General features: G+C 41.4%; 10 protein-coding genes and 1 pseudogene. 8 read left to right on the plus strand and 3 right to left on the minus strand.

Annotated elements, in window-relative coordinates; genetic code table 11:
* Positions 1-140 precede the first annotated feature (140 nt).
* Both PN471_RS13400 and PN471_RS13405 read left to right on the plus strand, forming a co-directional pair.
* Positions 141-467, plus strand: coding sequence for a DUF29 domain-containing protein (locus tag PN471_RS13400; protein ID WP_271777272.1), 327 nt, complete (start codon positions 141-143; stop codon positions 465-467).
* Positions 468-508: 41 nt separating this feature from the next.
* Positions 509-598: a hypothetical protein gene (locus PN471_RS13405; RefSeq protein WP_271777273.1), complete on the plus strand. Its 90-nt coding sequence runs from the start codon at positions 509-511 to the stop codon at positions 596-598.
* A 240-nt stretch (positions 599-838) separates the two neighbouring features.
* Here the strand turns inward: PN471_RS13405 and PN471_RS13410 are convergent, their stop codons facing one another.
* The gene (locus tag PN471_RS13410; RefSeq protein WP_271777274.1) at positions 839-9,586 is read right to left on the minus strand and encodes a choice-of-anchor I family protein; all 8,748 of its coding nucleotides are present in this window, start codon (positions 9,584-9,586) and stop codon (positions 839-841) included.
* 584 nt (positions 9,587-10,170) lie between these two features.
* On the opposite strand from PN471_RS13410, the pseudogene PN471_RS13415 reads away from it, so the two are divergent.
* The 6 genes and pseudogenes from PN471_RS13415 to PN471_RS13440 all read left to right on the plus strand — a co-directional run.
* Positions 10,171-10,287: pseudogene (locus PN471_RS13415) on the plus strand (type II toxin-antitoxin system VapC family toxin); the annotation flags it as partial.
* Between the two features lie 2 nt (positions 10,288-10,289).
* Positions 10,290-10,460 (plus strand): hypothetical protein, encoded by a 171-nt coding sequence (locus tag PN471_RS13420; RefSeq protein WP_271777275.1) that lies wholly within the window; start codon positions 10,290-10,292, stop codon positions 10,458-10,460.
* Between the two features lie 48 nt (positions 10,461-10,508).
* Positions 10,509-11,162, plus strand: coding sequence for a type II toxin-antitoxin system VapC family toxin (locus PN471_RS13425; protein ID WP_271777276.1), 654 nt, complete (start codon positions 10,509-10,511; stop codon positions 11,160-11,162).
* Positions 11,162-11,317 (plus strand): hypothetical protein, encoded by a 156-nt coding sequence (locus PN471_RS13430; RefSeq protein WP_193962153.1) that lies wholly within the window; start codon positions 11,162-11,164, stop codon positions 11,315-11,317. The genes PN471_RS13425 and PN471_RS13430 overlap by 1 nt, the downstream gene beginning before the upstream one ends.
* Positions 11,318-11,547: 230 nt before the next feature.
* Positions 11,548-11,745, plus strand: a complete 198-nt coding sequence (locus PN471_RS13435; RefSeq protein ID WP_193964743.1) for a hypothetical protein — start codon at positions 11,548-11,550, stop codon at positions 11,743-11,745.
* Positions 11,746-12,032: 287 nt separating this feature from the next.
* The gene (locus PN471_RS13440; RefSeq protein ID WP_257121676.1) at positions 12,033-12,968 is read left to right on the plus strand and encodes a DUF4351 domain-containing protein; all 936 of its coding nucleotides are present in this window, start codon (positions 12,033-12,035) and stop codon (positions 12,966-12,968) included.
* Positions 12,969-13,086: 118 nt separating this feature from the next.
* Here the strand turns inward: PN471_RS13440 and PN471_RS13445 are convergent, their stop codons facing one another.
* A complete protein-coding gene (locus PN471_RS13445; protein WP_271777277.1) occupies positions 13,087-13,320 on the minus strand; it encodes a type II toxin-antitoxin system HicB family antitoxin in 234 nt (77 codons plus the stop codon).
* A complete protein-coding gene (locus PN471_RS13450; RefSeq protein WP_053540399.1) occupies positions 13,320-13,556 on the minus strand; it encodes a type II toxin-antitoxin system HicA family toxin in 237 nt (78 codons plus the stop codon). Before PN471_RS13450 ends, PN471_RS13445 begins: the two co-directional genes overlap by 1 nt.
* Between the last annotated feature and the right edge of the window lie 490 nt (positions 13,557-14,046).

Below are 14,046 nucleotides of genomic sequence, written 5' to 3' on the forward strand. Positions count from 1 at the left end.
ACTAGAAGTCGCAGCTACACAGACGAAACCCACCTTCGTGGGTTCAAAAGCCTTGATTTTTCGTTAGTCCACGCAGGTGGACTTTGTTTGTGTAGTAGCGATTTCTAATCGCCGGAAACTTTTCAAACATCCTCTAAAGTATGACCACAACAATTTCCACACATCTACAATCAACACTATATGAAACAGATCATTATCTGTGGATAGAAAACACACTCAAACAGCTAGAAAACAGAGATATTAATAATTTAGATTGGCAGCATTTAGCAGAAGAAATTGAAGCATTGGGAATAGAACAAAGACGCAAAGTAGAAAGTTATTTGAAGCAGTTATTAATCCATCTTTTGCTTTGTTGTTATTGGGAAACTGAAAAAGAAACCTGTCAACGAGGTTGGCAAATTGAAATCTCTAACTTCCGTGATGAGTTGGAATTTTCTTTTCGCTCCAAAACAACAACTATTGCCTGAGTTGTTTAGAACAGGTTTATACTAAAGCTAGAAGACAAGCAATGCAAAAGACAGGTTTACCTGGTGAGATTTTTCCAAAGCAATGTCTTTTTAGTCTTGAAGATATTCTTAATAACGAATATTTCCCCTAATTTTAAAAAAATGTTTGAGTTCTTTCCTTAAAAGATTTTCGTCTCCTAATATAATCATTAAGCGTAACGTTCTTGAGCAATTATTAATTTAGAAGAATTGTTAGAAAATAACCCAGATTCCTGAGATTGATTACACTTTTCACAGTGGGTTTCGATCAAAAAGATGCAAACCAAACCACAAAGATTTTGCCCAGTTAGGGTTTAACGCATTGCGCTAAACCCCTATGAGTGAATTAGATTCTAAGCAAAGACAAACTGTTTAGAATCTGTCAAACTCAAACTACTGGCTTGAATCCCAGTCAGAGTCGCTAAAGTTTGATTGTTGAAGACAATCGCGGTATCTGCACCAACTTGATTGAACTGGAGTGTAGAGGTGGTAATACCTAAGCTAACAGCACCTTGAATACCGATAACATCCGTACCCAGTTGGAAGTCAAGCACGGTATTAGTAGCTTTGGGTAGTTCAGCGTTGACAATCCAGAATTGGTCAGTACCAGCACCACCGGAAATTAAGTTACCACCACCAAGACTAACTCTGAAGATATCTTTACCATCACCACCCAAAGCGCGGTCATTGCTACCCAAGTAGAAGGTATCATCACCCACACCACCAGATATGCGGTTGCCACCTTGGCTATCTTGAGCAAAAAAGGTGTCATTACCATCACTGCCAAAAACTCTATCGTTTTTGTTGACAAAGATAGTATCGTTACCGCTACCCAGATCAACGATATTATCACCTGAGTTGGAAAAAACAGATACAGTGGACAGGTCTACCTCATCTTTACCTGCACCTGTAAAGACAATATTGTTCTGACCATCGAATTGACTACCAGGAGTAGCAATTAATTTATCATCTCCTGGAGTTCCTACAGTTGTAGATTGGTTGACTGCGAGAGTAAAGATATCATTGACAGTTGCTCCGGCTTTATCTGTAGCAATTACCTTGACATCTAATTTACCGACATTTCCTGTGTTGGGAGTACCACTAAAGGTGCGAGTTGTGGAGTTAAAATTCAGCCAATCTGGTAAATTACTACCATCAGCTAAAGTTGCTGAATATTTAATTAAATCAGGAATTACTCCATCATTGAGCAGTGTATTTTCAAATGTATCTGTTACTAACTGATGCAGTCTTGTGGTGGGATGAACATCGTCCCAGAAAGCGTATTGATCAGGGTTAACTGGATTAGTGGCCGTAATTAGAGGTTGGGTAATATTAGTGAATTTGTAATTAGCAGGATTAGTCTGAACTGCTGTACTCAAGCCAAAAATATTTACCAAAGATAAATTAACATTTAGGGATGGTTCTAAGTTAGTTAAAGCTTGGTTTAAAGCTGTATTAAAGCCAAGAGAAATTGCTTTGGCATTAGCTACATTATTACCAGCAATACTCAAAGGAGTAGCACCCAAATCGGCTAAATTGCCAACAATAATTTCTTGAGCACCTAATCCGGCTAAAGTTGCGATCGCACTACTAATATTCCTAACTGCATTAGTCACAGCTTGAGTAGGATCTGTGGCAAGATTTAGAAAATCATTAGCACCCGCCCAAATTACATACAGTCCATCTTTACCAATGGAATTGGCATTTACAGTTGTAAATTGCTGAATTTGTGTGAGTAATCCAGGTACGGTTATTTGCCCAAAAGTGTTGCTTACACCTGTATTTGCGCCAAAAAAGGCGTAGTTTTGAATTGATGGGTTTGTAAATTGTAAATCTGGTGCAAGGTAATCAACCCAAATTAAGCCATTAGAAGCACGTCCTTGATAATTAGGTGGTGCTGGAAAGGTGTTACCGGATGCTTTGTAGAAGTTACCTGTATCTGAGAGGCTATCACCAAAGATGACGAGGTTTTTATAGGGATTAACTGCGTCTGGATCTGAGAAGGTATCTTTGGGTAGTGTAAATGTAAAGGTAGAATTGACCTTAACTGTTTGGTCGGCGATCGCATTACTCAAAATCGGTGCATCGTTGATGTTTTCGACTGCAATTACAAAAATATCATTAGCAGATGTTCCGGCTTTATCTGTAGCTGTGACTTTAACATTCAAATTCCCTACATTATCATTGGTGGGAGTACCGCTAAAGGTGCGAGTTGTGGGATTAAAGGTTAACCAACTTGGTAAAGCATTGCCATTTTCTAAGGTTGCTGAATAGGTCAGAACATCACCAGCATCAATATCTGTGAAGGTGTTGGTGGGAATTTGGAAACTGAAAGCGTCACCTTGTTTGGCGTTTTGATCTGCAATTGTATTTGCTAATGTCGGTGCATCGTTGACATTATCGGTAATACTGACTACAATGGGGTTAATAGTAATATTGTTATATTGAGCATCAGTGCTGGTGACACTATGAGTAATTTCACCACTATGAGAACCTTCCACAAGGACATCATCAAGCGCAGTCACTGTCACATTTTGCGCCACATTCCAATTAGCGGGCGTAAAGGTGAGTGTGACTGCGGAAGTCGTTAATTGACTGTTGGGATTAATGGCGATCGCTACATCCGCTGTTGGTTGACTGTTTAAAACGATTGTATAGCTATCCGTTGCCCCACCTTCTGTGACATTGGTTGTCCCACCAGTTTGAGTCAGAGTAATTCCACTGGTGGCAGGGGCGTTAATCCTGCCGGGAGAGCCGATTTCCGCGTTGGAATTGACAGCTACGAACGCGCCGTTGACTCCAGCCGCGCTCAGTGTGGAGATCGTGGCGTTGTTTAATAAGGCGGCATTGTCGAAGGTGGCAAAGGGGCCTGCTGGTGATACAGCAAAAACGACGTTAGCTTGGAGAACACCGATAGCATTATAGATATTTACGGCATCACCACTTGTACTCAACCCCACGCCTGAACCAGTGTAGTTACCGATCTGTAAGTTAGCTGGGGGATTTGCACCAAACCAGTTAGGGCGGAAATTGGTGTTGATGGTAGCACCTTCGATGAAGATGACAGATTCACCTGCGCCGATGCTTGTAATACCACTCAGGGCGACAGCAGATGCGAAACTGTTGGAGTTATCGTCGAATTTCCAGCCTGTGATATTTACGGCACTTGTACCTTTGTTGGTTAGTTCAAACCAATCTGCGGCCACGGGTGAGTTACCACTGCTCCAAGGTGCTACTTCGGTGATGAAAATGCTGCTATTGGTGGGTGTCTCATTTACCACGTCAGTGACAGCTAGGGTAAATGCTGTGGTTGCATCTGGGGTGTTGCCAACGGTTGTGTCGTCTACATTGACGTTGACGCTATAGCTGGTCTTGGTTTCAAAATCTAGGGTAGTTCCAGTTTTGATAAATAAACCATTATTCGTAATCTCAAAGGAACTGGCATCTGTCCCCGTCAAGCTGAGGGTATTTGTCCCTAGTCCATCGTCGGTGATGGTGATGTCTGCAACTTTAATGGCGGGACTGGTACTGGTGTTTTCGGCGATTTCATTGACTTTGTTGTTCAATACCACAGCGGTGGGTGCTTGGTTGATGGCTGTGGAGGGGGCATAGACCCAAAGCTGGGGATGATCAATGTCACCACCACCATTTTCGCTGACGATATAGAGATAACCATCTTTGTCCATTGTCAGACCTTCGTGCTGTTGGTCGGCTATGGATAAGGGATTTCCAGGGTCAGAGACGATGGTGAGTGAACTGGAGATATTGCCAGCGCGATCGCTCTTGACAATCTTGCCTGATTCTTGGCTTAATATCAGGATGTTGCTAGAATCGGCTTTCCCGTTCAAAGCTGACAGATTTGACAATGCGAAAACATCGGCGAAGTCGGCAATACCAGCTTTTGCTGGGTCGAAAAGGTCAGTTGAGTTAACTGTGGTAGACGAACCATTACTGGCAGTTCCCGCCACAAAGTCAATGGTTGTTTGAAAAATACCTTCTGGTGTAATCTCCTTAACCGCAATGAATCCGTTAGTTTGCAGGTCCCAGGAAATACCTTCAATGCCAATATTGCCAACTGTTGTCCCCAGTTTGACAGTTTTTACATTGCTTTTGGTTAGCGTTGTTCCTGCTGTATATGTAAATAAGCTTGCCTGTCTGTCCCGTTCTTCGATTAAGACGAACTGACCGCCGCCAACATAAGTCAGTCCTTCTGTATCATAAAAGTCTGTACCTTGGGGACTAGTACCAGGTGCTAAGGTCATTGAGTTGATCAATTGCCCGGTTTTTGATACTTGCACTATGGATGTGCTACCATCGCCAACAACAAACAATGTATCGGTATCCCAGTTGTAAGTTACTGCGGAAACTTCTTGAGCCAGTAAGCTGTTGGTAGGCGGTGTTGTCCGCTTAGGTTCGGGTAGGTCGTAACGTCCAACTCGGACATAGGTGGATAAATCAACATTTGGCAATTGAGCAGTGCTAGGAGCGATTTTCAAAGCAGCGAGGATGGGATCATGATCGCTGGCTCTTTGGGCATTATCTACAAACTCACTATTAACGTGAACAATATCTACCTGGGCGGAACTGCTCAAATTATTGCTCACCAAAATATGATCGAGGGATTGGGAATTACCATCGAAAATGTAGGTATAACGTTCGTTTTCTGGCAGAGTATTAGAAAGATTGGTGAGGTTGCTACCTGCAAGAATGTTCAAGGGAGAAATGAACTCAAATTCATTGAAATCACCCACAACAACCACATTAGGATTGAGTTTTGTGGCAAAAACAGAATCCACAAAACCTTTCACCGCTTCAGCTTGGGCGCGACGCTGCTCTAAAGAGCCGTTAATGGTGTTGTTTTCTTGTCCATTGCCACCAGATTCACCACCAACTGAAGGTTGATTAACTCCAAAAAGTGGTCTGCTACCGCCTTTAGAAGAGAAGTGATTATTGATCACTGTTACTTCTTCACCGTTGAAGGTAAAGTCGGCAATTAGGGGTAGTCGGCTGTCAGTGAAGGCTGTAAAGGAAGATGCCGGCACGGTTTTGACAGAGCCGGCTACTAAACTAACCCGGCTATCATTGTAGAGGTAGGCATTACGGATGTTTGCGCCCGGTTCTCCGCCATTGGTGTTGTTGGTGATGAAAGTATTGTCAATGAATTTGTAAGTTGGTCCACCTGCGGTAACTATGGCATCAATGAGAGTTTGCAAGGTGACGCTGGCGCTGACAATGCCATTATTGCTACTACCGCTATTGTCTTGAATCTCCTGTAAACCGATGATATCAGGATTTTTGAGATGATTGACAATTTGTTGAGCGATCGCTGTAAACCGACCATTGGCAATATCTGTATTACCATCAGCATCATTAGGATCAAGGTTGAGGATGTTATAAGTAGCAATCACCAAAGTATCACCACCCTGATTCAGAGTCGTAACTTCCGGTTGCAAGGTAGAAGGCTGAATATTGCTAACAAAAGCTTCAGTGGGAATGATTTCAAAGTTACCAAAGTTGTAACCCACTACCCCCGTCACATCCCCCAACTTAGCCCCAACATTGACATTAGGGAAGACAAAATCAAATACTCCATTGTCAGCATCAATTTGAATGCGTTCGGGGTTGAAGTCGTTGGGAGAAATATTGATTGTGCCACGCTGACTTAAACCTGTTGCTCCCACACCATTATCTACAACGGTGTAAATTTCCCCAAAACTATTGGTAGGACTAACTGCAACTAAGTTTTTGGCAGTGACGCGCATTCCTTCTAGAGATTCAAAGAAATCAATACCGTCTGTGGTAGGGTCAAAAGATGTCAGTCCGTCGTCATCAATGATTTGTGTAGGTGGAATCCGTCCCCCTGCACCGATAATCGTGGCAGCAGGTAGAGGGTTATTACTGGAAAGGATGGTAATAGTAGGATTGCCACCTATTTGGGTAGTTGATAAATTCCCTGTGCTGACACCACCAGGGGTAAATTCGCTGACTGTACCTGTAACAGTAATGGAGTCGGCAACTTTAACCGTAGGTGCGCTACTGGTGAAAACAAAGATAGCTTCGGATGTGGCAATATTGGTATCGGGGTTGGGATCTTGAAGATAAAACCCATTGGAATCCACAGCAGTAACAATACCGGGAACTGCCGTCACAACTTGACCGACAAAAGGTGAAGTGTGACCTGTACCTTGAATGTCGCTAATGCGACTGGGTGTATTGACTTCAAAAATGGCAGTAGTTTTGCTGATTTCGTTAGCAACCACCAACAAAGGTTTGCTGTTAGGGCTGTCGTTGGCGGAAATAAAGGTCAGTCCTTCGGGACCGGAATCAGTTAAACCGGAGGCAGCATTAACGCTGAAATCGCGGGTATTGACATATTGGACAAATTGGGGGCTGTTGGGATTGGTGACTTCATAGACCATGACACCGCCAACACGCTCTAAACCAATGAAAGCATATATGCGATCTGAAATTGCTCCAATAACTACACCTTCTGGTTCTGGTCCTTTGTTATCACTGCGGTCGTCGAAGTTATTACTATCGTTGTTGGAATTGTAGTTTCCAGGTAAAGCCGCAGCCGTAATGCGCTCGAACTCTGCGCCGCTATCATAAACCCGTTTACCGGCACTATCCCAAATTGTGAAGGAACGACCGCCAAAGGTGTAGATTTGATCGTAGTCCCCATCACCATCGGTATCACCCAAGGTATTTGTAACTAGCAAACGACCCAAATTTTGAGGAAGTTTGAGGGTAGCCCCATCAGGGAAAGCTGTGGGGTCGAGATTGAGAATAGAAACGGAGACTTCTTCACTAAATCCAGCATAGTCGCGGGCATCACCTTCATTGGCAGTGACGTAGTAGGTTTGACCATTAACTGTGTAAGAGGCGATCGCATCGGGTTGATATAAACCAAAAACTGGCCAGTTCTGAATGGCGATTTTCCCACCGCCAGCAGAAGTACCATTCACATCCCGATCGCTTGTATCCAAGGCATTAGGATTGGTGGTGTTGACGCTATTGTTATAATCTTTGACACCTAAAGGCAAAATTGACTCTACTGTGGCTGTGGCGATATCTACAACAGCGATCGCATTGTTTTCTTGCAGCGTTACCCAAGCCTTTGTAGCATCCCCAGAAAAGCTAATATACTCTGGTTCAACATCTTGGGCAACGGATGAACCGGGTCCAAAGATTCTCACTCCTGATGCTTTGAGGGCATTAATTTGGCTATTGAAGGGAGTAAAGGATGCTTCTTGGACGGTAGGAGTCGCCACACCACCAGCTAGGTTAATGATACTGACTGAACCGACAGGATCGGTAGTATAGGCATTGTTAGGCTGGCCTTCATTGGCGGTTAAAACCTTTGTGCCATCGGGGGTAAAGGTGAGCATATCTGGCAAGAAGCCCACATTCACCTTGCTAATAAAAGCACCTGTGGCTGCATTGAAAAACTGAACTTCCCCAGCATTGTCATCAGCAGTAGTTTGATTGGTAATAGCGATCGCTACAGCCACAATTCCCGCACTTACAGTTCCTAATTTACCGACAGCCACACTATTGGGAATTAGTGTAAAACCACCCGCAGTTGTCCCATCAGGATCACCACTGGTATTAAATGCCAAATCACCGATTTTGCTGGGACTAGCTGGGTTAGAGAGATCGAGGATTTCGACGACGGAACCAGCAACCACAAACAGGCGATCGCTAATGGGATCAAAAGCCGGAATTTCGCCACCATTGCTGCTAGTGAAACCACCAATTTTGGTTAAAAGACTAGAACCATTGTTGGTAATAGCGATATTTTGGGTTGTGGTTGTACCCAGGGCAATTCCTGAAGATGGTGAACTGAGGCTTAATACAGCAGTTTCTGTCCCTTCTGCTATACCATCATCAGTGGCGACAAAGGTAGCTGTGGCAGTGGTTTGACCATTAGGAATGGTTAAAGTTCTGGTGCTGAGAGAGTAATCACTAGGAGTAATCCCAGTCCCCCCTACATTTAAGGTAACGGTTTGATTCCCTGATACCGCCGCTGACAATGTTGCTGTGACGGTGATTTGATTGCGGCTAGATTCCGCAGTTGTGTTACTACTGACTGCCAGATTGACTGTTGGTAATACTGGAAAGTCATTATCGGTAATGCCCACTGCAATCTGGGCAATAGTAATATTGTTGTATTGAGCATCTGTACTGGTGACACTATGGGTAATTGCACCATTATGAGAACCTTCTACAACTGCATCATCAACCGCTGTCACTGTCACGGTTTGCGCCACATTCCAATTAGCAGGGGTGAAGGTGAGGGAATTGGTACTGGTTGTCACCTGTGTACCAGCGTTTAAGGCGATCGCTACATCCGCTGTTGGTTGACTGTTTAAAACGATTGTATAGCTATCCGTTGTCCCACCTTCTGTGACATTGGTTGTCCCACCAGTTTGAGTCAGAGTAATTCCACTGGCTACCACACTTAATGTAAATGCTGTACTACTAAATGGCACATCTGGGGCTGTGCTATCAATACTCTGATCCCCTGTACCATCTTGAGCAATCCAATTGGTAGGATTATTGATAATTGGCAAATATGCCGCGAAGTTAGTCTGTCCATTACGAAGTCCATTAAAAGCTCCTACATCAGCATCATCATCTAGGGTAGATAAATCCAGAGCATTTAGTCCAGCCGTTAACCCTGTATTGGTTAGTAATCCATTAGTAGCATTAAATCCGCCACTAGCGATCGCTGTAATAAAGGTGGGTGAAGCTGCACTTCCCTGATAAGCATAGATTATTTCATCACCTGCACCAATCCCACGATTTGTCCCCCGTGATGGTGATAACACAGAAGCATCCACGACCGTTCCCGTGCTGGCTGAGATTGTTCCACTACCAATGTTGTCAATGCGGACAATTGTTCCTGCGGTAACTAAAGATGTGGCTGTCCAACTGAAAGCACCTTCATTTGTATCAACCCAAGCCGTACCATTCCACTCGTTATCTTCAAAAATAATTACTTCGTTGGGATTAATGTCAACTAATGCTACAAAAGCAATGTTGTCATTACCATCTGCATTATATCCAACAAATGCGATATTTCCTGTTGTTAGTGCCATAATTTAGATTTTCCCTGTGATTTTAATAAATCACATAAAAACAATAGTTAGATTCTATCCAGGAGGATCAATTAAATAGGTTAAGACAGTGATAGTTAAACATTATCAAAACATTAAGTAGTTTGGCGTTGAAAATTGTCGTTATGGCAAGGCACTCATGCAAGAGGCAAGAGTGAAGAGGGTTTGGGCGATTTTACTTTTCTTTACACAGGTTGGTTTTATTGTGTTCACCTACTTATTTACAGGATTATTTTTGGTAGGGGTTTAGCTCATGCTTGATCCCTACCCGTTTAAATCAAATAATTAAGCCGTGTTGGTTATATACAGCGGTTTATGTAGTTAGGAGGTACAAAATCTGTTTAAAACAATAATTTTCAAAGTTTTATCAGTTAAATTTTGCTGATGAATAAGATTTTAGGACTATCCGTTTAAAACAATAATTTTCAAAGTTTTATCAGTTAAATTTTGCTGATGAATAAGATTTTAGGACTTACGCACTGTACAAAACTGCCATGATATGAATGAACGAAATTGTGTGGGGATGATGGGGAGCGATCGCGTTCGCAAAGCGTCCCGGAGGGAACTGGAACTGTAAACATATTGCCAATGCACAAATCCAGGAAAAACTCTCACAAATTAGTATTGAATCTGGATATGAACTACCAACGATTTGTACACCTTATGAACTTATGGGAGATTAAATATGTGGAAAGATGAAGTATTGGAAGAAATTTACAAAATCCGAGAAGAACACGCTAAATCCTTTAATTATGATTTGCATGAAATTTGTAAAGATTTAAGGAAAAAACAGGTAGCTAGAAACAGAAAAATTATTACTCAGCCGCTGGTAACATTATCATCCTCAACTAAATAGGCGATAGCGCAAGCAGTTCGTTGTTTGGGATGATGGGAGTGCTGCTTTTTGGGGATCTTGGGAGGTGCGATAGCGAAGCGCGACCTAGGAATCGCTGTTTGGGGGATATGGGATGCGATCGCTTTTGGGATATGGGAGAGCGATCGCTATTTAGGATATGGGGTGCGATATTATGGTATATGGATTACCCTTTCCGTGTTAGAATTGGAACTTTATAAATTCAACATAGTGAAATCAAAAATTTACATTGAAACCAGTATTCCTAGCTTTTACTATGAAATTCGGACTGAACCGGATATGATAGCCCGTAAGGAATGGACTCGTTTTTGGTGGAATACAGTAAGACAGCAATATGAAGTAGTGACAAGTATTGCAGTTTTAGATGAACTTAATAAAGGCAATTTTCCTAATAAAGAAGAAGTTATTGAACTTCTCAATGATATTCCTTTGATAGATATTGAACCAGAAATTGTAGAAATTGTCCAAACCTATATTCAAAATCAGGTTATGCCTAATGATCCTTTAGGTGATGCTCTCCATCTTGCTTTAGCAGCCTATCATAAATGTGATTTCTTGTTAACTTGGAATTGTCGTCACTTAGCCAACGCTAACAAATTCGGGCATATTAGGCGAGTTAATGTTATGCTAGGTTTGTATGTTCCTGCCTTGGTAACACCGTTAGAATTAATGGATAATGAATAATGATTACTCTTGATGATTCTGTACTGCAACAAATTCGAGAAATCCGTCATCAAATTTCTCAAAATAATCAGCATGATCCGCATAAATTAATTCAGTATTATATAGAATTACAACAACAATATAAACAAGGAAAACATAAGTTAAACAGTCACTAACTTTCTGATTGTTTAATAATGATCCCCTTTCCGTAATTATAGTAAATGCGATCGCTGTTTGGGGATGTGGGAGGGCGATAGCGTAAGCGCTGCTGCAAGCAGTTCGCTGTTTGGGGATGTGGGATGCGATAGCGTAGTTTCTTATACAGAAACAGGGGATAAAACTAGAATTATTAGTGCAAGACTTGTGACAAAACAAGAATTAAAAGCTTATCAAGAGGGTTAAGAGAATGGAAGATGAACTTAGAGATGAATATGATTTAAAAAGTTTAAAAATTAGAAAAATGGGAGCTAAACGTACAAGTTTTGGCAATACAATCATTAAATTAGATTCAGATGTTGCCGAATTGTTTCCTAATTCTGAATCTGTTAATGAAGCTTTACGATTTTTGATTAGAATTACTAGAGAAAATAAAGCTAAATTTTAATTGTTCGCTTTTTCTGGGGGTGATAGAGAGCGATAGCGAAGCGCTCCGCAGGAATCGCTGTTTTGAGGATGTGGGGGTGCGATAGCGAAGCGCGACCTAGGAATCGCTGTTTGGGAGATGTGAGAGAGCGATCGCTTGCTAAAATAGAAATAATTTGAAGTTCCAAGAGAAATAAATGATCACATTAGAAATGGCGATCGCTTTGCTCGCCGCAGGCATCGCTCCAAAACACACAAAATTAACATACTATCCGTTACCTGTTCCCTTCTTTGTAATATAGAAATAAAATGAGTGAAGTAACAGCAAATTATGATCAATCATGGAAAGAAGCATTAAATGAATATTTTGAAAGCTTCCTAGCATTTTTCTTTCCTGTAGCCCATCAAGCAATTGATTGGACAAAAACCCCTGAATCTTTAGATAAAGAACTGCAAGAAATTACAGCTTCAGGAGAAACCAAAAACCGAATTACCGATAAACTGTATAAAGTTTGGTTATTAGATCAAACTCAAGTATGGATTTTAATCCACATAGAAATTCAGAGTCAATATGATGTTAACTTTGAAGAACGGATGTACATTTATAATTACCGAGCCTTCGACCTTTATCACCAATTTGTAGTAAGTGTAGCAATTTTAGGTGATACAAGTCCTAGTTGGCGACCAAATAGTTATGATAGAGCTATGTTGGATTGTGAATTAAGTTTAAAATTCCCCATAGCTAAAATTCTAGACTATGAATCAAAATGGCATGAACTAGAAAAGAGTGATAATCCCTTTGCTACCATAGTGATGGCGCATTTAAAGACTAAAGCCACCACCAGTAATTTAACAGAAAGGGAGCAATGGAAATGGATATTAATTAGAGGACTTTATGACCGGGGCTTCACAAAAGAGAAGGTTATTAAGTTATTTAAAATCATCGACACAATGATGACTTTACCTAAACAATTACAAGCAGGATTGGTCACTAAAATTAAACATTTTGAGGAGGAAAGAAAAATGCCTTTAATTAGCCCAACAGAACAACTAGCTATGGAACGGGGAGAACAACAGCTAATTATACGACAACTAAATCGGCGAGTTGGTGAAATGGAATCATCATTAATTGACTCAATTCGTGCATTAACAATTGAGAAATTAGAATTATTGGGTGAGGCTCTGTTAGATTTTTCTTCTGTCACTGATTTAGAACAATGGTTACAAAATAACCCAGAGTCTTGAGATTAATCATATTTATTAAATAGGGCGATCGCTCCTGGGAAACCGTTTTGTGAATATGAGAGGGCGATCGCTTTGGGGATATGGGAGTGCGATAGCGAAGCGCTCCGCAGGAATCGCTTCATGAAGAGTACAATTTTCTACGCACAGGAGCAAAGGGAATTTCTTTACCCTTTTGTTGATAATCTTCCTTCACTAACTCCCAGGCTAATTTTAGTTCTTGCAAAGCTTCTTCAGGAGTATCACCAAAAGCTGAAATGTTAGGTATTTCTTGGAAATGTGCTAACCAATCTCCTTGTTCATCAATATATAAATTAATTGTAAGGCCATTAAAATTATAATTATTTAAAGTCATTACTGATTTCCCTCTTGATATTCAAAAAACTGCTGAATTTGATAGAGTTTTGCTTTTCCATCTTTACGAGGTTGAATTGGTAAAGGTTGGCCACCCGGTGAATACCATAAACGATGACTTCCTTTTTGACGACTAAATTCCCACCCATTCTGAATGAGGAGAGTTTCAAATTCATCGAAAGTTAGATTTTCTGGACTATTTTTAGCTTTTTGCCATAGTTTTTCTTTTTTAGTCATCAACAAGGCTATTATTCAGTAGATTATCCCTTGATTTTATTATAGTCTGACAGAAATTTAATTTGTGATCGCTTGTGGGGATATGGGAATGCGATAGCGTAAGCGCTGCTGCAAGCAGTTCGCTGTTTTAGGGTAGGGGATGTGGGAGGTGCGATCGCCGCAGGCATCGCACAAATATACTCAAAACGGCTAGAAGCTGGACTTTTTTATCATACAAAGAACAAGGTTCAAAGCCTCTCCCCGTTGCGGGGAGAGGTTTACCAGAGGGGTTTCATATTTGGTTAAACTATGAACCGTTTGCAGTATAGCTCATAAAAACTTTTGCGGTTATAATTATTAGTAATCTGGTATAGTGACGTACTCCACACACTCCCTTTCAGGTGAGTGTGGGCTTCTCAGTGACTCCTCTATGAGGACATTAACTGAGCTTTAAGACCGTGCGCCCCACGGTTCTTTGGTTTTGAGATTTGTTTTTTGTTTTGTAGGCTGC

Origin of the sequence: Aphanizomenon sp. CS-733/32, from assembly GCF_028330045.1 — a bacterium.
Lineage (GTDB): Bacteria > Cyanobacteriota > Cyanobacteriia > Cyanobacteriales > Nostocaceae > Dolichospermum > Dolichospermum gracile.